Origin of the sequence: Rhodococcus (subgen. Prescottella) equi, from assembly GCF_003013675.1 — a bacterium.
Lineage (GTDB): Bacteria > Actinomycetota > Actinomycetes > Mycobacteriales > Mycobacteriaceae > Prescottella > Prescottella equi.
On the sequence record NZ_CP027793.1, the window covers coordinates 951,755 to 973,751 of the forward strand.

The window sequence follows — 21,997 nt, forward strand, 5'->3', positions numbered from 1 at the left end:
CCCCGCTGTGTGGTCAGGCGTTCGCGACGAGATCCTGGTCGGTGCCGACCGCCACCGCGCGCTTCTTGGCGAGCGTCTCCTTCGACAGGTAGACGGCGAGCGCGGATAGCGCGGTGAGCGCGACGAAGTACCACGCGATGTTGCTGGTGCCACCGTCGTTGCCGAGGCCGAACAGCCAGTTGCACATCAGTGGGGCGGTGCCGGCGCCGAGGACCGAGCCCATCTGGAAGGTGAGCGAGACGCCCGTGTAGCGGTCGGCGGTGTCGAACTTCTCGGCGAGGAACGCGCCGATCGGGCCGTACATCGACGCCTGGATGATCGGGTTGCCCACCAGGAAGCCGATCGCGACGAGCCAGTAGCTGCCCGAGTTGAACAGCGCGAACATCGGGAACACCAGCACGATCGAGACGGCCGCACCCGCCAGCATCACCTTGCGGCGGCCGTGGCGGTCGGACAGCCACGCGAAGAACGGAATGGCGAAGATGTGCACGAAGCTCGAGAAGGTGAGCATGTACAGCGCGTCCTGACGCGGCATCGTGCCCTGCGCGGCGATGTGCGGCACCATCCACACCGCCAGCATCGCCTGCATGAACAGCGGTCCGGCCGACGCGAGGATGCCGTACACGGTGGATGCGGGGTACTTCCTGAGGACGCGCAGGATCGGCGTGCCGGTGTGGACCTCGCCCGCGGCACGGGCCTTCGCGAAGTCGGGGGACTCGGTGACGCGGTAACGCATGAACAGGCCGACGATCACGAGCGTCGCCGACAGCAGGAACGGCACACGCCAGCCCCAACTGAAGAAGGCGTCGTCGGGCAGACCCGAGAAGAGAGCGAGCACCAGCGTCGCGAGGACGGAACCGGTGGGACCGCCCGCGACCGCAATCGACGCCGCGAAGCCGCGCTTGCCCGCGCCCACGTGCTCGGCCGCCATCAGCGTCGCACCCGCCCACTCGCCGCCGACCGCGAGACCCTGGACGACGCGGAGCGCGACCAGAATCAGCGGCGCGGCCACGCCGATCGAGGCGTAGGTCGGCATGAGACCGATCGCGACGGACACGAGACCCATCATCAGCAGCGTGATGACGAGAATGTTCTTGCGGCCGAACTTGTCGCCGAAGTGTCCGAACAGGACGCCGCCGACGGGCCGTGAGATGTAGCCGGCCAGCAGGATGACGAACGAGAGCGTGGATCCCAGAACGGGATCCATCGTGTCCGGGAAGAACAGCTTCGGAAACACCAGGCCGGCCGCTGCTCCGTAGAGAAGGAAGTCGTAGTACTCGACCGTCGATCCCAGGAAGCTGGAGATCAGGGCACGGCGCGAGTCCTTCGGAGCCGGCTCCGTATACGTCGTGTCTCGAGGTTGCATTGCGCTCCTTCAGCAGGCGACCACGTCGGTCGACGGCTGAAAGCGTCGATTGCGGTGTGCGTCACATCAACGAGGCGTTCCGCACAACGGCACGGCCCCGTTTGCCACCTGCCGGAACGGACACTTACGACATTCGGCAGGCGCGGGTACGGTTCCCTCTCCGGCGTCCGGATTTCGCTAGGTTGGGGCCATGACGACTCCGTTGCAGAACCTCGAAATCAACACCCTCGGCGGCGTGCCGACCAGCCTCGGCGAATACGGCGGGCGCGCACTGCTCGTGGTCAACGTGGCCTCCAAGTGCGGGCTCACCCCGCAGTACACGGCCCTCGAAAAGCTGGCGTCGGAGTACGCCGAGCGCGGCCTCACGGTCATCGGCATCCCGTGCAACCAGTTCATGGGCCAGGAACCGGGCACCCCCGAAGAGATCCAGACCTTCTGCTCCACCACGTACGGCGTCACCTTCCCCCTGATGGAGAAGGTCGACGTCAACGGCGAGAACCGGCACCCGATCTATGCCGAGCTGACCGAGACCGCGGACGCCGACGGCGAGGCCGGCGACATCCAGTGGAACTTCGAGAAGTTCCTCATCGCGCCCGACGGCACCGTCGTCAACCGGTTCCGTCCGCGCACCGAACCCGACGCCCCCGAGGTGATCGCGGCGATCGAGGCCGTGCTGCCCCGATAGGCGGCTGCGCCACCCGTGCGCCTTTTCGGTAGCCAGAACTACCAGAAAGGCGCACGGGCGCGTAAGCGCCCGTTCACCTACGGGTGCCACCCTCGAAGACATGACCGGACAGGTGATCGTGTCGGTGTCGGGGATCAGGGACGAGACGGTGCAGGTGGTCGCCGACTTCGCGGCCGAGATGGACCGCAGATCGGTTCCGCTGTCGCTGCTCGTGGCGCCGCGACTGAAGGACAAGTACCGGTTGGTCTCGGACGCCGTCACGCAGGACTGGCTGCGCGGTCGACGCGACCGCGGTGACGCCATCGTGTTGCACGGCTACGACCAGGCCGCGACCAAGCGTCGGCGCGCCGAGTTCGCGGTGCTACCCGAGCACGAGGCGCGCCTGCGCCTGCTCGCCGCCGACCGGGTGCTCGAGGAGGTCGGTCTGCGCACCCGACTGTTCGCGCCGCCGCGCTGGGTCGCCTCCCCGGGCGCCGTCGCGGTGCTGCCGAACGTCGGCTTCCGGTTGCTGGCCGGCATGACGAGTGTCCGCGACCTCGCGCACGACACCGGGGTGCGCAGTCACGTCATCGGGGTGGGCGACGGCTTCCGCGCCGAGCCGTGGCGGTGCCGGGCGATGGTGCTCGGCGCCTCCCGCGGCGCCCGACGTGGGCGCCTGGTGCGCCTGGCGGTCTCCGCGAAACAACTCGGCAGGCCAGGGCCGCGGCAGGCCGTGCTCGACGCCGTGGACCTCGCGCTGCACCACGGTGCCGTCCCCGGCGTCTACCGGTGGCCACTGGTCGAAGGGGTGCGCGGGGCGGCGTGAGACGTCGGCGCTACTCGTCCGACGACCCGTCCCGCGCGGCGTGGACGAGAGGTTCGAGGGCGTCCAGCACGCGCTCCAGCCCGAACTCCCAAGCGAACTCGGGGCTGTACGCCGAGTTCATCGCCTGACCGGCGGCCTCGCCGACGCGTTGCGCGAGCGGGAAATCGTCGCCCAGATACCCGGCCAACCGTTCGCCGGCGGTCGCCCAGAGTTCCGCCATGTCGGCGGCGCGGGGGTCGGGGCGCCGTGCTCGCGCGGACGCGCGCACGAAGTCGGTGACGAACGTCAGTGCGGCGTCCCGTTCCAGGTCGGTGATCCCCGTTCCGTCGAACGCGTGCAGTTCGTGGTCGTACTTGGCGATCGTTCCGGGGCCGAACGCCGTCCGTTCGTCGGTCACGTCCAGTAGCCACCAGTGCTGCGTGCACAGCGTCATCTCCGTCTCGGCGACCTGCCGGACGCGCTCCCGCCACTCGTCGCTGGTGTACGCCGCGCGCGGGCGGGTCCCGTGTACCGCGTCGACCATCAGGACCAGCAGATCGTCGCGGGATCCGACGTGCGTGTACAGCGCCATCGCGGAGATGCCGAGGTCGGCGGCGAGGCGCCGCACCGTGACGGCCTCGAGTCCCTCGGCGTCGGCGATCGCGACAGCGGCCTCCACGGCCTGACCGGTGCTCACTTTCGCTCGCGGCCCGCGAGTCCCGCCGCGTGGCGCGTCGGGGTGATCGCGCCACAGCAGATCGATCAGGTCGCGGGCCACCGGCCACCTCCGTGGGTGGGAACAAACGAACACCTGCCATACGTTATACGGTGCATAAGGTTTCTCTCGATCATGGAGGTGTGCATGAAGATCACCGGCACTGCGCTGTCCCTGAACGTCGCCGATCCCGCCGCGTCGGCTGATTTCGCCGAGACCCACTTCGGTTTCACCGAGGCCATGGCGAGCGACGGCTTCGTGTCGCTCGAGCATCCGAGTGCGGGAATGAACGTGATCTTTCTGCGCACCGGCCTGGAGACGTTCAAGCCGGCCGCCGTCGCCGGTCCCGCCGGGCAGGGCCTGCTGATCGTGTTCGTCGTCGAGGACATCGATCGCGAGTTCGCGCGCATCGCGGCCGCGGGGGCCACCGTCGTCACCACACCGGAGACCGAGCCGTGGGGCGAGCGCTACTGCCAGTTCGTCGACCCCAACGGGATCGTCTGGCAACTGGTGCAGTGGGTGTGAACCGGACGTCGGGTCAGGACACCTCGACGCTCGACTCCTCCGGCAGCACACGGAACTCCGTTCCGCCCGGGCCCATCTCGGTGAGCCGGCCGTAGTAGATGCCGCGAGCCTCCTGCGCCACCACCCCCTGGTGGATCGGGACCGCCACGCGCGGGTGCACGGCACGCAGGTAGTCGACGGACTCGGAGATCTTCAGCCACGGTGCTGCGGCCGGGACCGCGAGCACGTCGACCTTCTGCTCCGGCACGAACAACGAGTCGCCCGGATGCATCAGCTTGGCCGGGTTCTCGGCGTCGCCCAGCAGGTACGCGGTGTTGTCGATCAGCGGGATCTCCGGGTGGATCACCGCGTGCGTGCCGCCGGTGCCGGTCACCTGCACCTCGCCGACGTTGAACACGTCGCCCGGGTACACCGCCGTCCACGCGTCGCCGAGCAGCGCCGTCGTCTGCGGATCCGCGTACAACCCGGCGCCGGGGTTCGCGTCGACCAGCGCGGGCAGGCGCGCGGGATCGGCATGATCGGGATGCTGGTGCGTGATCAGGATGGCGTCGAGACCCGTGATGCCCTCGAACCCGTGGGAGAAGTTCCCCGGATCGAACAGGATCTTTGCGCCGTCGAGTTCCACCAGGACACAGGAATGGCCGAAGTGCGTCAGTCGCATGAGACGAGTATGCGGGATCACACCCGACGGTGGGGGTGGCGTCCGACGTCACTCGGTGCGGGAGCGGGCCGGGCTGCCCGGTAAACTCCTGGATGCCCGGTGCGATCCCGGGCGGAAACCAGCCATAGCGAGGAGCAGCACGTGGCCCGTGTCGTTGTCGATGTCATGCCCAAGGCCGAAATTCTCGACCCGCAGGGGCAGGCCATTGTCGGGGCGCTGTCCCGACTCGGTCATGCCGGCGTGTCGGATGTTCGCCAGGGTAAGCGATTCGAACTCGAGGTCGACGACACCGTCAGCGACGACGAGCTCGCCACCATCGCCGAGTCGCTGCTGGCGAACACGGTGATCGAGGACTGGAAGGTCACCCGAGTCCAGTGAGTGCACGCATCGGAGTCATCACGTTCCCGGGCACGCTCGACGACGTCGACGCGTCCCGCGCGGTTCGTCTCGCCGGCGGCGAGGCCGTCAGCCTGTGGCACGGCGACGCCGACCTGAAGGGTGTGGACGCGGTCATCGTGCCCGGTGGCTTCTCCTACGGCGACTACCTGCGATGCGGCGCCATCGCCCGCTTCGCGCCGGTCATGGGCGAGGTGGTGAAGGCCGCCGCGGGTGGCATGCCGGTCCTCGGCATCTGCAACGGCTTCCAGGTCCTGTGCGAGGCCGGGCTGCTGCCGGGCGCCCTGACCCGCAACGCCGGCCTGCACTTCGTGTGCCGCGACCAGTGGCTGAAGGTCGAGTCCAACTCGACGGCATGGTCGTCGCGCTACGAGGCGGGCGCCGAGATCCTGGTCCCGCTCAAGTCCGGCGAGGGCCGCTACCAGGCGTCCGAGCAGGTGCTCGACGAGCTCGAGGGTGAGGGCCGCGTGGTGTTCCGCTACGCCGGTGACAACCCCAACGGCTCGCAGCGCGGCATCGCCGGCATCGCGTCGGCCAACGGCCGCGTCGTCGGCCTCATGCCGCACCCCGAGCACGCCACCGAGGCTCTCACCGGCCCGAGCGACGACGGACTCGGCATGTTCTACTCCGTCCTGGAGAGCGTCCTGACGGCCTGACCGGCACGACGTCCGGCCCCGAGCCCTACCTGCGGTCGCCGCAGCCCACTCGATACCGAGCGGCTGCGGCGACCGTGTCGTTTCCGGGGCCCGTCCCGGGCTCCTCCGGGGCTCGCCCTGGGCTCGCGCTACCGGATCGGACCGGAAGACGCCGCCCAGGTGTACCGCACCTGGGGACGCCCGGCGCGACCGTACTCGGTCTCTCGTGTGAGCACGCCGTCGTCGGCGAAGCGCTCGAGATAGCGCCATGCCGTGACCCGGGAGACCCCGACGACGGCGGCGACCTCCGCCGCCGTCAACGCCCGACCGGCGTCGCGCACGCACGCACTGATCAGGTCCGCGGTGTGCGGGGCGACACCCTTCGGGGCGCCGGCGCGCGCATCGGTGGTGCGCAGGACGGCCATGGCGCGATCGATGTCGCGCTGACTCACCGCCGTCCCACCATCGGGGAGGGCGGCGCGGAACTGTCGGTAGTGCTCGAGCTTCTCGCGGAGCGCCGCGAACGTGAACGGCTTGAGCAGGTACAGCACCACACCGCGCGCCACCGCGGTCCGCACGACGTCGAGATCGCGGGCGGAGGTGACGGCGATGATGCCGGGGCTGGGGCGCACACCGCCGAGCGTGACCGCCAGATCGAGACCGCTCGCGTCGGGCAGACCGATGTCGAGCAGGACGAGGTCCACCGGCTCCCCGGCGGCCGCGGCGTCGGCCACGGCCCGCATCGCGTCCTTCGCGGTGTGTGCCACCGCGTGCACCGAGAAGCCCTCGGCCCGTTCGACATACGAACGGTGCGCCTCGGCGATCAGCACCTCGTCCTCGACGATCAGCACCCGGATCATCGATCCTCGACCTCCCCGGAATCGTGACGTCGCGCCCGGCGCGGCAGCGGGACCTCGACCACCAGCATGCCCGCGAGCGAGGGCTCGGTGTGCAGACGGCCACCGTGTCGCGTGACGATCTGCGCGACCAGCGCCAGCCCCAGACCGCGCTGTCGGGCCGGTCGTCCGTCCACCGATTTGGTGGAGTACCCGCGTGTCGTCGCCTGGGCGAGGGCGTCGGGATCCATACCCGGGCCGCTGTCGGCCACCCGGATCACCAGCATCGAATCCTCTTCCGTCACCGTCACTTCCACCCAGGGGCGGGCGTCGCCCTCCGATCGAGCGGCGTCGATCGCGTTGTCCACCAGATTGCCGACCACCGTGACGAGTTCGAGTGGTCCGAGCGCCGTCGCCGGTCCCAGCGCGGTGTCCTCGGTGACGGTCAGTTCGACACCCTGCTGCGCCGCCTCGGTCACCTTGCCGAGCAGCAGCGCGGCCAGCGCGGGTTCGTGTACGGCCGCGGTGAGCCGGTCGATGAGGTGCTGTGAGGTGGTGAGTTCGGCGGTCGTGAACGCGACGGCCTCGTCGGTGCGGCCCAGCTCGACCATCGTGACGATCGTGTGCAGGCGGTTCGCGTACTCGTGCGCCTGTGCGCGCAGCGACTCCGCGACGCTGCGCGCGGAATCGAGTTCGCCCAGGACACTTTGCAACTCGGTGTGGTCGCGCAGTGTCACCACGGTCCCGATCCGTCGACCCTCCCACAGGACGGGAGCCCGGCCCACCACCAGCAGCCGGTCGGCGGTCACGTGCACCTCGTCCTGTTCGCCGTCGGCGTCGGGGCCGATGCGCCGCAGCGTCTCGGGCAGCTGGTCCGGCGTGATCGGACCGTCGGGCAGCCACAGCAGGCGTCGCGCCTCGTCGTTCACGACGTCCACGCGGACCCGCCCGTCGCGATCGCGACCGAACACGATCAGGCCCTCGCCGATCGACCGGAGCACCGCGTCGTGGTGCTCGTACAGTCGGCGCAACTGGTCGGGGTCGAGTCCGAGGGTCTGCCGGCGCAGGCGACGGCTCACCAGAGCGGCGCCGACGGCCGCGATCACCACCGCGATCGCGGCGATCCCCAACATCGAGGGCACCCCCTGTGCGAACTGCTCACCGACGCGCTCACGCGTGACACCCACCGACACCAGACCCACCACTTGCCCGTCCGACTCCACCGGAGCGACCGCGCGGATCGACGGCCCGAGCGAACCGGTGTACGTCTCGGTGAACGTCTCGCCGGCCAGGGCCTGCTCGATGTGGCCCTCGAAGCGCTGCCCGATCAGCGTCGGGTCCGGGTGCGTGAAACGCGTGCGGTCGGGGGCCATGACGACGATGAAGTCCGTCCCGGTCGCCTCCCGGATGCGTTCGACCTCGGGCTGGAGCGCTGAGGTCGGGTCGGGGCCACGCAGCGCGGCGATCGTCGCGTCGGACAGTGCGAGGGTCTCTGCGACGTGTGTCACCTCGCGGCGGGTGGCGCCGTCGGAGTCCCGCCGTTCGTCGATGATCGCGAACGCCGATCCGGCCGCGATGACCAGCGCCAACACCACCAGCTGCAGGAGGAGTAGCTGACGCGCGACGCTCATCGGTCGGCGGGAGGTGCCGAGGGGCACGTGAATCCTCTCGTGAAACTAATGAACACAAACTTCTCCGCGGCCTCGTCGGGTACCAGCATTCACAAGCGAGTCGGCGTGACCCCGATCACTCGAAGATCAACCGAGTCGACTCGTCGCGCAATCCATCCGACCAAGAGGACACCGCATGAGCACGAGTGCAGCAGGGACGCCGGGGCCGGCGCAACCCGTCGAGAGCAAGAAGACGCGTGACCGTACGCACTGGCTCTACGTCGGCGTCGTGGTCGCCGTCGTCGCCGGTGTACTCGTCGGCTGGCTCGCGCCGGACGCGGGCAAGTCGCTCGGCGTGCTCGGCACGATGTTCGTGGACCTGATCAAGATGATGATCAGCCCGGTGATCTTCTGCACCATCGTGCTCGGCATCGGCTCGGTGCGCGCGGCCGCGAGCGTCGGCAAGGTCGGTGGCCTCGCCCTCGCGTACTTCATCGGCATGTCCACCGTCGCGCTCGGTATCGGCCTGGTCGTCGGCAACCTGCTCAACCCGGGCAGCGGGCTCGACATCACGCCGGACACCGCGAGCACCGGGGCCGCGCTCGCCGAGAAGGCACACGCGGCGGGCGGCACGATGGACTTCGTCGCGTCGATCATCCCGACGTCGCTGCTGTCGTCGCTCACCGCGGGCAGCGTGCTGCAGACCCTGTTCGTCGCGCTGCTCGTCGGCTTCGGACTGCAGGCGATGGGCAAGCAGGGCGAGCCCGTGCTCCGCGGCATCGGCTACGTGCAGAAGCTCGTCTTCAAGGTGCTGTCGATGATCCTGTGGCTGGCGCCGATCGGTGCCTTCGGCGCGATCGCCAACGTCGTCGGGCAGACCGGACTCGGGGCCGTCGTCCAGCTCGGTGCGCTCATGCTCGGCTTCTACCTGACGTGCCTGATCTTCGTGTTCGGCGTCCTGGGCAGCATCCTGCGGGCTTTCGCCGGGATCTCGATCTTCAAGTTGGTGCGCTACCTCGCCCGCGAGTACCTGCTGATCTTCGCGACCTCGTCGTCGGAGTCCGCGTTGCCCCGGCTCATCGCGAAGATGGAGCACGTCGGCGTCGAGCGCACCACCGTGGGCGTCGTGGTGCCCACCGGGTACTCGTTCAACCTCGACGGCACCGCGATCTACCTGACGATGGCGTCGATCTTCATCGCCGACGCCATGGGACAACCGCTGGCCCTGCCCGAACAGCTGTCGCTGCTGGTGTTCATGATCATCGCGTCGAAGGGTGCGGCAGGCGTCAGCGGCGCCGGACTGGCCACCCTCGCGGGCGGTCTGCAGAGCCATCGACCCGAACTCCTCGACGGCGTCGGCCTCATCGTCGGTATCGACCGCTTCATGTCGGAGGCCCGTGCCGTCACCAACTTCTCGGGCAACGCCGTCGCCACCCTGCTCGTCGGCACCTGGACCAAGTCCGTCGACACCGAGCGGGTCCGGGCCGTCCTCGACGGTGAGATTCCGTTCGACGAATCGACCATGGTGGACGACCACGACCCGCAGTCGCCGGCGGACGAGGCGCCGGCCCGGCCGACCGTCGTGCCCACCACGGCCGCCGATCGCGAACTGGCCAGCGCCTGACGTATGCCCGAACCGGTCACACGGCGTACCGACCTTCGCTAGCGTGCCGCGCATGATCACCACCGCCGTCTGGGGCACCGGCAACGTCGGACGCGCGGCGATCCGCGCCGTGCACGCCAATCCCCGCCTGCAGTTGTCCGCGGTCGTCGTGCACGACCCCGCCAAGGTGGGCCGCGACGCCGGCGACCTCGGGGACGTCGGCGTCGACACGGGCGTGTCGGCCACCGACGACGTCGAGGCGGTCCTCGCGTCCCGGCCCGACGCGGTCGTGTACGCGGCGTCCGGCGACATCCGCCCCGACGACGCGCTCGCCGACATCGTCCGCATCCTGCGCACGGGCGCGGTGGTGGTGACGCCGTCGGTGTACGCGCTGTACGACCACCGCAGCGCGCCGCCCGAGGTGCGGCAACCGGTGCTCGACGCGATCGGCGCGGCGGGCGGGTCGCTGTTCGTCTCCGGGGTCGATCCGGGCTGGGGCAACGACGTCCTGCCGCTGTTGCTCAGCGGTCTGGGGTCCGTCGTGGACGTGCTCCGCTGCCAGGAGATCTTCGACTACTCCACGTACGACCAGCCCGACTCGGTGCGCTATCTCGTCGGGATGGGCCAGCCGATGGACTACGAACCGCCGATGATCGCGCCGTCGGTGCCGACCATGGTGTGGGGTGGGCAGATCCGGCTGATGGCGCGGGCGCTCGGTGTCGATCTCGACGAGATCCGCGAGACCGTGCAGCGGCGGCCCCTCGAGTCCGACGTCACCACCGCGACGATGGGCGTTTTCGCGGCCGGCACCCAGGGCGCGCTGCGCTTCGAGGTGCAGGGCGTCGTCGGAGGAGTGCCGCGGATCGTCGTCGAGCACGTCACCAGGATCCACCCCTCGTGCGCGACCGACTGGCCGATGCCGCCCGACGGTGGCGCCGGAGCGCACCGGGTGATCGTCGAGGGCCGGCCGCGGATCGAGGTCTCCGTGGAGGCCACCGACGAGGGCGGTAGCCGGGCCGCGGGCGGCAACGCGACGGCTGTCGGACGCCTCGTGGGCGCGATCGACTGGCTCGTCGAAGCCGAACCGGGACTGTACGACGCCCTCGACGTGCCGCTACGGCCTACGCCCGCACTGGGATTTTCGGCGACAGGACCCGCCGCGGCGGGCACACTGGGGGCAACCGGAAGGATCGAGCAATGAGAATCGACATTCCCGAGGGCAAGGACCCCGTCGGCTACGTGTGGGGCGAACTGGTGCCCGAGATCGGCATCCCCGCGTCCAAACTGTCGCTGGCGGTCTACGCGAAATCCACACTGGGACTGCGCGAATTCGAGGCCGCGCGGCTGCGTATCGCCCAGATCAACGGCTGCATCGTGTGCATGGACTGGCGCACGGACCGCGACGGCGAGAAGGTCGAGGACGGATTCTTCGAGGCCGTCGAGAACTGGCGCACCACAGATGCGTTCGACGACCGGACCCGCCTGGCCGCCGAGTACGCGCAGCGGTACGCGCTCGATCACCACAACCTCGACGACGAGTTCTGGGCGCGGATGACCGAGCACTACAGCCAGCGCGAGATCGTTGAGCTGAGCATGTGCATCGGGTCGTGGATCGCGTCCGGGCGCCTCAACCACGTCCTCGGCCTCGACACGGTGTGCGCGCTGCCGGAACTCTGACGCTTGTCGGACCCACGCGCTAGCGTCCGGTCATGGCACTCACACTCGGCATGATCACGATCGACTCCACCGACCCCGGACCGCTCGCGAAGTGGTGGGCGGACCTCACCGGCGGCACGATCGAGCAGGAGAACGACGGCTGGTTCTACATGGTCGGAATCCCCGGCTGGAACCAGAAATTGGGCTTCCAGAAGGTGGACGACCCCACCCCCGGCAAGAACCGCCAGCACATGGACCTCGGTTCGGGCGATCTCGACGCCGAGGTCGAGCGGGTCCTCGCGGCCGGCGCCACCGAGGTGCACCGCGAGAACATGGACGGCTTCCGCTGGGTCACGTTCGCCGACCCCCAGGGCAACCAGTTCTGCGTCTCGGGAGCCCACTGAGTCGTCTCGGGAGCTCACTGAGTCCGGAACGCGGTACTGCCATGATGGTCGGTATGCCATCGATGACACAGGCAGACGCCCAGGGATTGTGTTCGTTCGTCGACGCTTCGCCGTCGCCGTTCCACGTGTGTGCAACGGTGGCGTCGGAGCTGTCCGCGAACGGCTTCACCGAGTTGCAGGAGACGGACGCGTGGCCGTCGGCGCCCGGCCGGTACTACCTGGTCCGCGGCGGTTCCCTCATCGCGTGGAGCACCGAGGGCGTGTCGGCCGGCCCGGCGTCGCCGTTCCGCATCGTCGGCGGGCACACCGACAGCCCGAACCTGCGGGTCAAGCAGCACCCCGACCTCGTCTCGGCGGGCTGGCTGCTGGTCGGCCTCGAGCCGTACGGCGGTGCGTGGCTCAACTCGTGGCTCGACCGCGACCTCGGCATTTCGGGGCGACTCAGTGTCCGCGCCGGTGACGCCGTGCAGGAGGTGCTGGTCCGTGTGGACCGGCCCATCCTGCGGGTGCCGCAGCTGGCGATTCACCTGTCCGAGGAACGCAAGGGTGTGCAGCTGGATCCGCAGCGTCACCTCAACGCGGTGTGGGGCACCGGCAGCGAGCCGCGCTCGTTCATCGGGTTCCTCGCCGACGAAGCCGGGGTGGCCGCCGACGCGGTCCTCGGCTGGGAGCTGATGACCCACGACCTGGCGCCGTCGACGGTGGTGGGCGAGGACGCGTCGCTGGTGAGTGCGCCGCGCCTCGACAATCAGGGCACCTGCTACGCCGGGACGCAGGCATTGCTCGCCGCCGTCGCCGAGCCCGGCGACTCCACGCCGGTCCTCGCGCTCTTCGACCACGAGGAGGTCGGCAGCATGTCCGACCGGGGTGCGTTCTCGGACCTGCTGAACTCGGTGCTCGAGCGCATCGTGCTGCTGCGCGGCGGCGGACGCGAGGACTTCCTGCGCGCGATGTCCGGGTCGGTGTGTGCGTCGGGCGACATGGCGCACGCGACGCACCCGAACTACCCGGATCGGCACGAGCCCGCACACCGGATCGCGATCAACGGCGGGCCGGTGCTCAAGGTCAACCAGAGCCTGCGTTACGCGTCGGATGCGGCCGGCGCAGCCGAATTCGCGCTGGCCTGCGATCGTGCCGGGGTGCCGCTGCAGCGGTACGTGCATCGTGCGGACCTGCCGTGCGGGTCCACCATCGGTCCCATCACCGCGTCGCGGACCGGTCTGTCGACCGTGGACGTCGGGGCGCCGCAGCTTGCGATGCACTCTGCCCGGGAGTTGATGGGTGCCCGGGACGTCGGGATGTACGCCGACGCCCTCGCGGCTTTCCTGACGCCGGTGCGCTAGCTCTGCCGGTCCGGTCGGGGCGGCGTGCGCGACGGTGCGCGGTGGGTGCGCAGCGCGTCGGCGCCCCCGGCTAGACTTTGCCCTGGCAGCCCGCCGCCCGGCCTGCCCATTCGATCCCAGAGGGAAGGGACCACACGCCCCGTGTCTCCGCAGGTAGATACCGTCACCAACGCTTCCGCGACTCCCGACGTCGCTCAGCCGTTCAAGGAGCTGGGCCTCAAGGACGACGAGTACGCCCGCATCAAGGAGATTCTCGGCCGCCGTCCCACCGACGCCGAGCTCGCGATGTACTCGGTGATGTGGAGCGAGCACTGCTCGTACAAGTCCTCGAAGGTCCATCTCAAGTACTTCGGTGAGACCACGACCGACGAGATGCGCGCGTCGATGCTCGCGGGGATCGGCGAGAACGCCGGCGTCGTCGACATCGGGGACGGCTGGGCGGTCACGTTCAAGGTCGAGTCGCACAACCACCCGTCGTACATCGAGCCCTACCAGGGCGCGGCGACCGGCGTCGGCGGCATCGTCCGCGACATCATGGCGATGGGCGCGCGTCCGATCGCGGTCATGGACCAGCTGCGCTTCGGTGCCGCGGACCACGCCGACACCCGCCGCGTCGTCGACGGCGTCGTGCGCGGCATCGGCGGCTACGGCAACTCCCTCGGCCTGCCCAACGTCGGCGGCGAGACCGTGTTCGACTCCTCGTACCAGGGCAACCCGCTCGTGAACGCGCTGTGCGCGGGCGCGATGCGCGTCGAGGACCTGCACCTGGCATTCGCGTCCGGCGCCGGTAACAAGATCATCCTGTTCGGTGCACGCACCGGCCTCGACGGCATCGGCGGCGTCTCCGTCCTCGCGTCCGAGACGTTCGACGACAGCGCCGGCGGCCGCCCCAAGAAGCTGCCCGCCGTCCAGGTCGGCGACCCGTTCACCGAGAAGGTGCTCATCGAGTGCTGCCTCGACCTGTACCGCGAGAAGCTGGTCGTCGGCATCCAGGACCTCGGTGGTGCCGGCCTGTCCTGCGCGACGTCCGAGCTGGCGGCGGCCGGCGACGGCGGCATGCACATCGACCTCGACCTGGTCCCGACGCGTGCCACCGGCATGACCCCCGCCGAGGTGCTCTCCAGCGAGTCGCAGGAGCGCATGTGCGCGGTCGTCGCCCCCGAGAACGTCGACGCGTTCATGGAGGTCTGCAAGAAGTGGGACGTCCTGGCCACCGTGATCGGTGAGGTCACCGACGGCGAGCATCTCGTCATCGACTGGCACGGCGAGACCGTCGTCGACGCCCCGGCCAACACCATCGCCCACGAGGGCCCGGTGTACGAGCGCCCGGTCGCGCGCCCCGACACGCAGGACGCGCTGATCGCCGACACCACTGCGAACCTGAAGCGCCCCGAGACGGCGGACGAGCTGAAGGCCACGCTGCTGAAGATGATCTCCTCGCCGGCGCTGTGCAGCCGCAAGTGGATCACCGAGCAGTACGACCGTTACGTGCGCGGCAACACCGTGCTCGCGGAGAACGCCGACGGCGGCGTCGTCCGCATCGACGAGGAGACCGGACGCGGCATCGCGCTCGCCACCGACGCATCGGGCCGTTACACGATGCTCGACCCCTACGCCGGTGCGCAGCTCGCGCTGGCCGAGGCGTACCGCAACGTCGCCGTCACCGGCGCGACCCCGAAGGCCGTCTCCAACTGCCTCAACTTCGGTTCGCCGGAGGATCCGGGTGTCATGTGGCAGTTCCAGCAGGCCGTGCGCGGCCTGGCGGACGGTTGCGCGCAGCTCGGTATCCCGGTCACGGGCGGCAACGTCAGTTTCTACAACCAGACGGGTTCGACCGCGATCCTGCCGACGCCGGTCGTCGCCGTCCTCGGTGTGATCGACGACGTGCACCGTCGTATCCCGACCGGCCTGGGCCTCGAGCCCGGTGAGACGTTGATCCTGTTGGGGGAGACCCGTGACGAGTTCGACGGCTCCATCTGGGCGCAGGTCGAGCACGGTCACCTCGGCGGTGTCCCGCCGAAGGTCGACCTCGAGCGTGAGCGCCTGCTGGCGGACATCCTGCTCGCGGGGTCGCGGGACGGCCTGATCTCGGCCGCACACGACCTGTCCGAGGGTGGTCTCGCACAGGCCGTCGTCGAGGCCGCGCTGGCCGGCGAGACCGGCTGCCGGATCCTGCTGCCCGAGGGCGAGGACCCGTTCGTGACGCTGTTCTCCGAGTCGGCCGGTCGCGTGCTGGTCGCGGTGCCGCGCACCGAGGAAACTCGCTTTACCGGTATGTGCACGGCCCGTAACCTCCCGTGGGTGCGTATCGGTGTGGTCGACGAGGGTTCCGATTCCGTCGAGGTCCAGGGTCAGTTCTCGGTGACCATGGCCGAGCTGCGCGAGGCACACGAGGCGACGCTTCCGGCACTGTTCGGGTGATGCGTGACGGACTCGGGGATCGAACGGGAGGCGGTCGCTGAGCTGCGGGAGGACCCGCAGCCCTCGACCCCTGCCGTCCCCGGGTTCGACCAGCGCCACCCGTTCGTCCTCTGGGCGTGGGGCCTGCTGAAGCTCGATTTCACCGGCATCGCCTTCGCGTCGCTCTTCTTCTGCTGGTCGTTGACGCCGTCGCTGCTGCCGCGCGACTGGCTCTATCAGGGGCTGATCGGCGGCATCAACGCCGCCTTCGGCTACGCGGTCGGCACCGCGATCGGCTGGCTCGTGTACGAGTTCGGGCTCGCGCGCCGGCCGTGGTGGCCGCTTCCGGACCGGTACATGCGCGCCATCAAGGTGCTGGTACCCGTGGTGTCGGCGCTCGCCGCGATCACGATGCTCATCTATTCGGCCGGCTGGCAACGGGAACTGTCGGCGCTGATGAACGCCGAGGGCACCACCACCACCGGCTACATCCGCACCGGGGGACTGAGTCTGCTGGTGGCGGCGGCACTCATCTCACTGTGGCGCGTGCTGCGCGACCTCGTCCGCTGGGTCGCCCGCCAGCTCAACAAGTGGCTGAAGATCCCGCGGCCCGCCGCATCGGCGGCCGGGTTCGCCGTCGTCCTGGTGCTCGTGTTCATGTTGGTCGACGGCATCCTGCTGCGGGTCGGATACGGCGTCGTCAACTCGATCTTCAGTCTGCAGAACAACGAGACGCGGCCCGGCGCGGTGCAGCCGATCCTGCCCGAGAAGTCGGGAAGTCCGGCGTCGGCCGCGCCGTGGGACACCCTCGGGTTCGAGGGCCGCAACTTCGTCTCCGGCGGTATCGACGCCGACGCACTCACCGCCGCCAACGGCGCACCCGCCAAGGAGCCGATCCGGGTGTACGCGGGTCTAGAGACCGCCGACGACACGGCCGCCCGCATGGACGTCGTGCTGGACGAGCTCGAGCGGACCAAGGCCTTCGAACGCAAGACGCTCGTCATCATCCCGACCACCGGAACCGGCTGGGTCAACCCCACCGCCGCGCAGGCGATCGAACTCGTCGAGAACGGCGACAGCGCTCTCGTCGCGGCCCAGTACTCGTACATGCCGAGCTGGATCTCGTTCGTCGCCGACCGCGGCCGGGCCGCCGTCGCCGGCAACGCGCTGATCCGGGCGGTGCACGACCGGTGGCTCACCAAACCGGAGGCCACCCGCCCCAAGTTGTACGTGTACGGCGAGAGCCTCGGCACCCAGGCCGGCGAGGGCGCGTTCGACGGCCTCGCCGACATCCGGGAGACCGTCGACGGTGTGCTGTGGGTGGGCCCGCCCAACGCGAACCCGCTGTGGAGCGCGCTCACCGAGCGCCGCGACCCCGGCACACCCGAGGTGCAGCCGGTGTACGCCGACGGGCTCGTCGTACGGTTCGCCGACGACGCCGACGCGATCCCCGGCAGCCCCGGACCGTGGCTCGAGCCGCGAGTGCTCTACATCCAGCACCCGTCGGATCCGGTGGTGTGGTGGTCGCCGGACCTGGCCTTCTCACGACCCGACTGGCTTTCGGAGCCACCCGGTTTCGACCGGTTGCCGTCGATGAAGTGGTTCCCGTTCGTCACGTTCTGGCAGGTGAGTGCGGACCTCGCGAACGCGGCCGGCGTCCCGGACGGGCACGGCCACAACTACGGCACCGTCATCCTCGACGGCTGGGTCGCGGTCACGTCCCCGGACGGCTGGACGCCGGCCGACACCGAACGGGTGCGTGGCGTGCTCGAGTCGTTGCGTGGCCACGACGGGCCCGAGAAGTGAGACGCGCGGCGGCGCTCGGGTTCGGCACGGCGCTCGTCGCCTGGAACAACGGTGTGTTGCCTGCGCTGCGGCTGTCGTCGCGGCACCGGGCGATCGCGGGCACGGTGGTGGCCGCGGGCGCGACAGCGGCCGGGTCCGCCTGCGGTCTGCGCCGGGACGAACTGGGGTTGGGCAACATCCGGGCCGGGTTGCGCTGGGGGAGTGCGGCTGCCGCCCTCCCCGTGGTGGGCTACGCGGTCGCGCTGGCGGTGCCGTCGCTGCACGACCGTTTCGCCGTTCCCGACGACGTGCGGGACGACTTCGCCGAATGGGTGTCGGCGCACATCCCGTTCGGCACCGTCGCGACGGAGGAGTTGCTGTTCCGCGGACTGCTCACGGCGGTCACCGAACGGGCGTTCCCGCCGGCGGGGGCGACCGCGATCCGCGCGGTCACGTTCGGGCTGTGGCACGTACATCCTGCGCACGTCGCGGACGACTCGGTGCCGGGCACCGTCGCGTTCACCGCGGCGGCGTCCCTCGTGTTCGACTGGCTGCGCGCCCGCAGCGGCAGCCTGCTCGCGCCCGCGCTGCTGCACCTGGCCGTCAATGCCGGCGGCGCGCTGCTGCTGCGCCGCATCCAGGTGACCACCGGGGCCCGCGAGGTGCCGCTGCCGCCGGTGTGACGGGTGTCAGGGCAACTGCGCCATGCCGTACACGCGGTCGGTGCGGACACGCAGCACCTGCCGGCGCTCGTCGACCATGGCGCGCCGGAACTCCTCCCAGTCCTCGTGCTCGCGCCCCGTGGCCGTCCGGTAGACGTCGACGAGTTCGTCGGTCGCGGCGTCGTGCGGATCGGCGGCCACCGCGGACAGGTCCGCATCGCCCTCGACGACGGCGTAACTCCAGAAGTCGGGTGCACTCACGTGCAGTGACACCCGGGGATCGCGCGCCGCGTTGCGAGTCTTCGCGCGATCGGCGGTGACCGAGACCCGGGCGATGCGGGTGTCCGGATCCCACGCGTACAGGACGTTGGACAGCTGCGGACGGCCGTCGTGCTTGACGGTCGCGAGGACGGCCTTGTTCTGTGACGCAACGAGTTCGAGAAGCGGGCGTTGCGTGTCGACGTCGGTGCTCATGGCTCGTGCAACCGCGGTGTCGGCGGGGTTGTTCCGGCCGGTAGATTCGGTGCCCATGCCAGCCCGTCGTGCCGTCGATCCCGCCGAACTCCGCAGCGCGTTGCTCGCCGTCGGCCCGTGGCTGCGCGGTGAGTCCCCGGACGAGCCCGCCCGCGCCGAGCTCGCCGCCGCGGTCCGCCTCAGCGCCCGGACCCTGGAACAGATCGCACCCGGATCGAGCGTCGAGGTGCGGGTGCCGCCGTTCGTCGCGGTGCAGTGCGTCGAGGGGCCGCGGCACACCCGCGGCACACCGCCGAACGTCGTCGAGACGGACCCGCGGACCTGGCTGTCGCTCGCCACCGGACTGCTCGGATTCGACGACGCGGTCGCGAACGGATCGCTCGGTGCGTCCGGCAGGCGGGCAGGGGAGATCGCGCACTGGTTGCCACTGCTCCGTCTGTGACTCGAGTCTCATCGGCGTGATCCTGTGCACCGATCGTCGATCTCGCGCCGAGCGGTAGTTAGAATGGGGCACGCCCCCCGCACCGAATCCCCTTAGGGAGCGCTTGCCGTGACTCGTGCCGAACTGTCGGTCAACAGTCGGAATCTTCTCGCTACGACCGCACCAGACGAGGACGAGAACGAACCTCGCGAAGAGTGCGGCGTCTTCGGTGTCTGGGCGCCGGGCGAGGACGTTGCCAAGCTGACGTACTACGGGCTCTACGCCCTCCAGCACCGCGGCCAGGAGGCCGCCGGTATCGCCGTCGCCGACGGCTCGCAGGTGCTGGTGTTCAAGGACCTCGGTCTGGTCAGCCAGGTGTTCGACGAGCAGACCCTGGGCGCCATGCCGGGGCACGTCGCCGTCGGCCACTGCCGTTACTCGACGACCGGCTCGACCACGTGGGAGAACGCGCAGCCGATCTTCCGCACCACCGCCGCCGGCACCGGTGTCGCGCTCGGCCACAACGGCAACCTCGTCAACACGGCCGAACTCGCGCAGCGCGCGCGGGAGGCCGGTCTTGTCGACGAGAAGCGTCCGGGTGCCGCGACGTCGGACTCGGACATCGTGGGTGCGCTGCTCGCGCACGCCGCGGCCGACAGCACGATCGAGCAGGCCGCGATGAAGCTGCTGCCGACGCTGCGCGGTGCGTTCTGCCTGACGTTCATGGACGAGCACACGCTGTACGCGGCACGCGATCCGCACGGCATCCGTCCGCTGTGCCTCGGGCGCCTCGACCGCGGCTGGGTGGTCGCGAGCGAGACCGCCGCACTCGACATCGTCGGCGCGTCGTTCGTGCGCGAGATCGAGCCCGGTGAGCTGCTCGCGATCGACGCCGACGGCGTCCGGTCCTCGCGCTTCGCGAACCCCGAGCCCAAGGGCTGCGTGTTCGAGTACGTCTACCTGGCCCGCCCCGACAGCGTGATCTCCGGCCGTTCGGTGCACTCGACGCGCGTCGAGATCGGTCGCCGCCTCGCCAAGGAGCACCCCGCCGAGGGCGACCTGGTGATCCCGGTGCCGGAGTCCGGCACCCCCGCCGCGGTCGGTTACGCGCAGGGCTCGGGCATTCCGTACGGCCAGGGTCTGATGAAGAACGCCTACGTGGGCCGCACCTTCATCCAGCCGTCGCAGACCATCCGTCAGCTCGGCATCCGGCTCAAGCTCAACCCGCTCAAGGAAGTCATCCGAGGTAAGCGCCTGGTCGTCGTCGACGACTCGATCGTCCGCGGCAACACCCAGCGCGCGCTGATCCGGATGCTCCGCGAGGCCGGTGCACTCGAGATCCACGTCCGCATCGCGTCGCCGCCGGTCAAGTGGCCGTGCTTCTACGGCATCGACTTCGCGTCGCCCGCTGAACTCATCGCGAACGGTGCCGAGGGCAGCGGCGTCAACGCCACCTTCGACGAGATGCTCGAGGGTGTGCGCCGGTCGATCGGCGCCGATTCGCTCGGCTACATCTCGATCGACGGCATGGTCGCGGCTACCGAGCAGCCCCGGTCGCGTCTGTGCGCTGCGTGCTTCGACGGCACCTACCCGATCGCGCTGCCGGAAGGCGGCATCGGCAAGAACGTCCTCGAGGGGATGTTGGAGTCGGCTGCGGGCGCCTCGTTCAGTCACGACAACGACAATGCGGACGCGCTGTCTCGCCCCTAGTTCGCAGGACGCTGCCGGAGTGCGCATCGCACTCCGGTAACGTTAGGGCGCAATCGAGGTGATTGCGCCTGTACACGTATGCCCGACGACGGCTGGCGCCGAAGTCGGGCATTCACCGAGATCAAGGCTGGAGCCAGAAACCGATGACCGAGGACAGTACCCGCACGCAGGGCGCTTCGTACGCCGCCGCCGGAGTGGACATCGAGGCGGGCGACCGGGCAGTCGAGCTGTTCGCCCCGCTGGCGAAGAAGGCCAGCCGCCCCGAGGTGATGGGTGGCCTCGGCGGGTTCGCCGGCCTGTTCTCGCTCAAGGGCGACTACAAGGAGCCGCTGCTCGCAGCGTCCACCGACGGTGTCGGCACCAAGTTGGCCGTCGCGCAGGCGATGGACAAGCACGACACGGTCGGCCTCGACCTCGTCGCGATGGTGGTCGACGACCTCGTCGTGTGCGGTGCCGAGCCGCTGTTCCTGCAGGACTACATCGCTGTCGGGCGCGTCGTGCCCGAGCGGGTGGCGGAGATCGTCGGCGGCATCGCCGAGGGCTGCATCCAGGCCGGCTGCGCGCTGCTCGGTGGCGAGACGGCGGAGCACCCCGGCGTGATGGCCGACGGTGACTACGACATCTCCGCGACCGGCGTCGGCGTCGTCGAGGCCGATCAGGTCCTCGGTCCCGACCGGGTCCGTCCGGGCGACGTCGTCATCGGAATGGGCGCGTCGGGCCTGCACTCCAACGGCTACTCGCTGGCCCGCAAGGTGCTGCTCGAGATCGACCGGATGTCGCTGACCGGCCACGTCGACGAGTTCGGCCGCACCCTGGGCGAGGAGCTCCTCGAGCCCACCAAGATCTATGCCAAGGACTGCCTGGCCCTCGCGGCCGAGACGGATGTGCGCACCTTCTGCCACGTCACCGGCGGCGGTCTCGCGAACAACCTGGCGCGCGTCATGCCGAAGGGTCTCGTCGCCGAGCTGGACCGCGGCACCTGGAGCCCGGCCCCTATCTTCACGATGATCGCGCAGCGCGGCCGTGTCGAGCGCGCCGAGATGGAGCAGACGTTCAACATGGGCGTCGGCATGGTCGCGATCGTCGCGCCCGAGGACGTCGACCGCGCGATGGCGGTGCTCACCGCACGCCACATCGACTGCTGGACACTCGGCACCGTCAAGAAGGCATCGGACGGCGACGCCGCGCGTGCGCTGCTGCTGGGCGATCACCCGCGTTTCTGACGCATCTCTACACCCCGTACGTCCCCGGCGCCTCGAAGGAGGAGCCGGGGACGTCGTGTTCTCGGTGTCGTTCCGGACGGCCGGTGCCGTCGGCGTCGTTCCG

Annotated in this window: 22 protein-coding genes; 16 read left to right on the forward strand and 6 right to left on the reverse strand. The window is 69.8% G+C overall.

Features of this window, described 5'->3' with window-relative positions; translation table 11 throughout:
• Positions 1-13: 13 nt before the first annotated feature.
• Positions 14-1,366, reverse strand: a complete 1,353-nt coding sequence (locus tag C7H75_RS04335; RefSeq protein ID WP_005515421.1) for an MFS transporter — start codon at positions 1,364-1,366, stop codon at positions 14-16.
• 190 nt (positions 1,367-1,556) lie between these two features.
• On the opposite strand from C7H75_RS04335, the gene C7H75_RS04340 reads away from it, so the two are divergent.
• The gene (locus C7H75_RS04340) at positions 1,557-2,051 is read left to right on the forward strand and encodes a glutathione peroxidase (RefSeq protein WP_005515420.1); all 495 of its coding nucleotides are present in this window, start codon (positions 1,557-1,559) and stop codon (positions 2,049-2,051) included.
• A 100-nt stretch (positions 2,052-2,151) separates the two neighbouring features.
• Positions 2,152-2,856 (forward strand): DUF2334 domain-containing protein, encoded by a 705-nt coding sequence (locus C7H75_RS04345; RefSeq protein WP_022594208.1) that lies wholly within the window; start codon positions 2,152-2,154, stop codon positions 2,854-2,856.
• A gap of 10 nt (positions 2,857-2,866) precedes the next feature.
• On the opposite strand, the gene C7H75_RS04350 is transcribed toward C7H75_RS04345, so the two are convergent.
• Positions 2,867-3,613: a TetR/AcrR family transcriptional regulator gene (locus C7H75_RS04350; RefSeq protein WP_106850984.1), complete on the reverse strand. Its 747-nt coding sequence runs from the start codon at positions 3,611-3,613 to the stop codon at positions 2,867-2,869.
• An 84-nt stretch (positions 3,614-3,697) separates the two neighbouring features.
• Here C7H75_RS04350 and C7H75_RS04355 point away from each other — a divergent pair, with 84 nt between their 5' ends.
• Positions 3,698-4,075, forward strand: coding sequence for a VOC family protein (locus tag C7H75_RS04355; RefSeq protein WP_022594211.1), 378 nt, complete (start codon positions 3,698-3,700; stop codon positions 4,073-4,075).
• Positions 4,076-4,088: 13 nt separating this feature from the next.
• Here C7H75_RS04355 and C7H75_RS04360 read toward each other — a convergent pair whose 3' ends face one another.
• Positions 4,089-4,736: an MBL fold metallo-hydrolase gene (locus tag C7H75_RS04360; protein WP_013414945.1), complete on the reverse strand. Its 648-nt coding sequence runs from the start codon at positions 4,734-4,736 to the stop codon at positions 4,089-4,091.
• Positions 4,737-4,877: 141 nt separating this feature from the next.
• Between C7H75_RS04360 and purS the strand changes: the two genes are divergently transcribed.
• Both purS and purQ read left to right on the forward strand, forming a co-directional pair.
• Entirely contained in the window at positions 4,878-5,114 is a 237-nt protein-coding gene (gene purS, locus C7H75_RS04365; RefSeq protein ID WP_013414946.1) for a phosphoribosylformylglycinamidine synthase subunit PurS, read from the forward strand.
• Entirely contained in the window at positions 5,111-5,788 is a 678-nt protein-coding gene (purQ, locus tag C7H75_RS04370; RefSeq protein ID WP_005515409.1) for a phosphoribosylformylglycinamidine synthase subunit PurQ, read from the forward strand. Before purS ends, purQ begins: the two co-directional genes overlap by 4 nt.
• 128 nt (positions 5,789-5,916) lie before the next feature.
• On the opposite strand, the gene C7H75_RS04375 is transcribed toward purQ, so the two are convergent.
• On the reverse strand, positions 5,917-6,627 hold the full coding sequence (locus tag C7H75_RS04375) for a response regulator (RefSeq protein WP_106850985.1): 711 nt from the start codon (positions 6,625-6,627) through the stop codon (positions 5,917-5,919).
• Positions 6,624-8,234, reverse strand: coding sequence for a sensor histidine kinase (locus C7H75_RS04380; RefSeq protein ID WP_175280057.1), 1,611 nt, complete (start codon positions 8,232-8,234; stop codon positions 6,624-6,626). The genes C7H75_RS04375 and C7H75_RS04380 overlap by 4 nt, the downstream gene beginning before the upstream one ends.
• Before the next feature lie 175 nt (positions 8,235-8,409).
• Between C7H75_RS04380 and C7H75_RS04385 the strand changes: the two genes are divergently transcribed.
• From C7H75_RS04385 to C7H75_RS04420, 8 genes are all read left to right on the forward strand, one after another.
• Positions 8,410-9,837 (forward strand): C4-dicarboxylate transporter DctA, encoded by a 1,428-nt coding sequence (locus C7H75_RS04385; protein ID WP_005515406.1) that lies wholly within the window; start codon positions 8,410-8,412, stop codon positions 9,835-9,837.
• 52 nt (positions 9,838-9,889) lie between these two features.
• Positions 9,890-11,017: an NAD(P)H-dependent amine dehydrogenase family protein gene (locus C7H75_RS04390; protein ID WP_175274710.1), complete on the forward strand. Its 1,128-nt coding sequence runs from the start codon at positions 9,890-9,892 to the stop codon at positions 11,015-11,017.
• The gene (locus C7H75_RS04395) at positions 11,014-11,493 is read left to right on the forward strand and encodes a carboxymuconolactone decarboxylase family protein (protein WP_005515404.1); all 480 of its coding nucleotides are present in this window, start codon (positions 11,014-11,016) and stop codon (positions 11,491-11,493) included. Before C7H75_RS04390 ends, C7H75_RS04395 begins: the two co-directional genes overlap by 4 nt.
• 32 nt (positions 11,494-11,525) lie before the next feature.
• Positions 11,526-11,876, forward strand: a complete 351-nt coding sequence (locus tag C7H75_RS04400; RefSeq protein WP_005515403.1) for a VOC family protein — start codon at positions 11,526-11,528, stop codon at positions 11,874-11,876.
• 53 nt (positions 11,877-11,929) lie between these two features.
• Positions 11,930-13,219 carry a M18 family aminopeptidase gene (locus C7H75_RS04405; RefSeq protein ID WP_175280013.1) on the forward strand — a complete coding sequence of 430 codons (1,290 nt, stop codon included), beginning with the start codon at positions 11,930-11,932 and terminating at the stop codon, positions 13,217-13,219.
• Positions 13,220-13,360: 141 nt separating this feature from the next.
• A complete protein-coding gene (gene purL / locus C7H75_RS04410; protein ID WP_005515401.1) occupies positions 13,361-15,640 on the forward strand; it encodes a phosphoribosylformylglycinamidine synthase subunit PurL in 2,280 nt (759 codons plus the stop codon).
• Positions 15,641-15,643: 3 nt separating this feature from the next.
• Positions 15,644-17,425, forward strand: coding sequence for an alpha/beta hydrolase (locus tag C7H75_RS04415; protein ID WP_084843954.1), 1,782 nt, complete (start codon positions 15,644-15,646; stop codon positions 17,423-17,425).
• Complete coding sequence (locus C7H75_RS04420; protein WP_064077809.1) at positions 17,422-18,087, forward strand: CPBP family intramembrane glutamic endopeptidase; 666 nt, start codon at positions 17,422-17,424, stop codon at positions 18,085-18,087. Before C7H75_RS04415 ends, C7H75_RS04420 begins: the two co-directional genes overlap by 4 nt.
• A gap of 6 nt (positions 18,088-18,093) precedes the next feature.
• On the opposite strand, the gene C7H75_RS04425 is transcribed toward C7H75_RS04420, so the two are convergent.
• Complete coding sequence (locus C7H75_RS04425; RefSeq protein WP_064059733.1) at positions 18,094-18,540, reverse strand: PPOX class F420-dependent oxidoreductase; 447 nt, start codon at positions 18,538-18,540, stop codon at positions 18,094-18,096.
• Between the two features lie 55 nt (positions 18,541-18,595).
• Between C7H75_RS04425 and C7H75_RS04430 the strand changes: the two genes are divergently transcribed.
• The 3 genes from C7H75_RS04430 to purM all read left to right on the forward strand — a co-directional run bounded on the left by C7H75_RS04430 (position 18,596) and on the right by purM (position 21,894).
• Positions 18,596-18,982, forward strand: coding sequence for a sterol carrier family protein (locus C7H75_RS04430; RefSeq protein ID WP_106850988.1), 387 nt, complete (start codon positions 18,596-18,598; stop codon positions 18,980-18,982).
• Between the two features lie 108 nt (positions 18,983-19,090).
• Complete coding sequence (gene purF, locus C7H75_RS04435) at positions 19,091-20,671, forward strand: amidophosphoribosyltransferase (RefSeq protein WP_005515395.1); 1,581 nt, start codon at positions 19,091-19,093, stop codon at positions 20,669-20,671.
• A 143-nt stretch (positions 20,672-20,814) separates the two neighbouring features.
• Positions 20,815-21,894, forward strand: a complete 1,080-nt coding sequence (gene purM / locus C7H75_RS04440; protein WP_022594223.1) for a phosphoribosylformylglycinamidine cyclo-ligase — start codon at positions 20,815-20,817, stop codon at positions 21,892-21,894.
• Positions 21,895-21,997 lie beyond the last annotated feature (103 nt).

Excerpts from the sequence above, each read along its gene's own strand:
- C7H75_RS04390 (WP_175274710.1), top strand. The coding sequence starts at position 9,890 with ATGATCACCACCGCCGTCTGGGGCACCGGCAACGTCGGACGCGCGGCG.
- C7H75_RS04360 (WP_013414945.1), bottom strand. The coding sequence starts at position 4,736 with ATGCGACTGACGCACTTCGGCCATTCCTGTGTCCTGGTGGAACTCGAC.
- C7H75_RS04345 (WP_022594208.1), top strand. The coding sequence starts at position 2,152 with ATGACCGGACAGGTGATCGTGTCGGTGTCGGGGATCAGGGACGAGACG.
- C7H75_RS04380 (WP_175280057.1), bottom strand. The coding sequence starts at position 8,234 with ATGAGCGTCGCGCGTCAGCTACTCCTCCTGCAGCTGGTGGTGTTGGCG.
- C7H75_RS04400 (WP_005515403.1), top strand. The coding sequence starts at position 11,526 with ATGGCACTCACACTCGGCATGATCACGATCGACTCCACCGACCCCGGA.
- C7H75_RS04385 (WP_005515406.1), top strand. The coding sequence starts at position 8,410 with ATGAGCACGAGTGCAGCAGGGACGCCGGGGCCGGCGCAACCCGTCGAG.
- C7H75_RS04425 (WP_064059733.1), bottom strand. The coding sequence starts at position 18,540 with ATGAGCACCGACGTCGACACGCAACGCCCGCTTCTCGAACTCGTTGCG.
- C7H75_RS04355 (WP_022594211.1), top strand. The coding sequence starts at position 3,698 with ATGAAGATCACCGGCACTGCGCTGTCCCTGAACGTCGCCGATCCCGCC.
- C7H75_RS04395 (WP_005515404.1), top strand. The coding sequence starts at position 11,014 with ATGAGAATCGACATTCCCGAGGGCAAGGACCCCGTCGGCTACGTGTGG.
- C7H75_RS04375 (WP_106850985.1), bottom strand. The coding sequence starts at position 6,627 with ATGATCCGGGTGCTGATCGTCGAGGACGAGGTGCTGATCGCCGAGGCG.
- C7H75_RS04335 (WP_005515421.1), bottom strand. The coding sequence starts at position 1,366 with ATGCAACCTCGAGACACGACGTATACGGAGCCGGCTCCGAAGGACTCG.
- C7H75_RS04405 (WP_175280013.1), top strand. The coding sequence starts at position 11,930 with ATGCCATCGATGACACAGGCAGACGCCCAGGGATTGTGTTCGTTCGTC.
- C7H75_RS04340 (WP_005515420.1), top strand. The coding sequence starts at position 1,557 with ATGACGACTCCGTTGCAGAACCTCGAAATCAACACCCTCGGCGGCGTG.
- purM (WP_022594223.1), top strand. The coding sequence starts at position 20,815 with ATGACCGAGGACAGTACCCGCACGCAGGGCGCTTCGTACGCCGCCGCC.
- C7H75_RS04430 (WP_106850988.1), top strand. The coding sequence starts at position 18,596 with ATGCCAGCCCGTCGTGCCGTCGATCCCGCCGAACTCCGCAGCGCGTTG.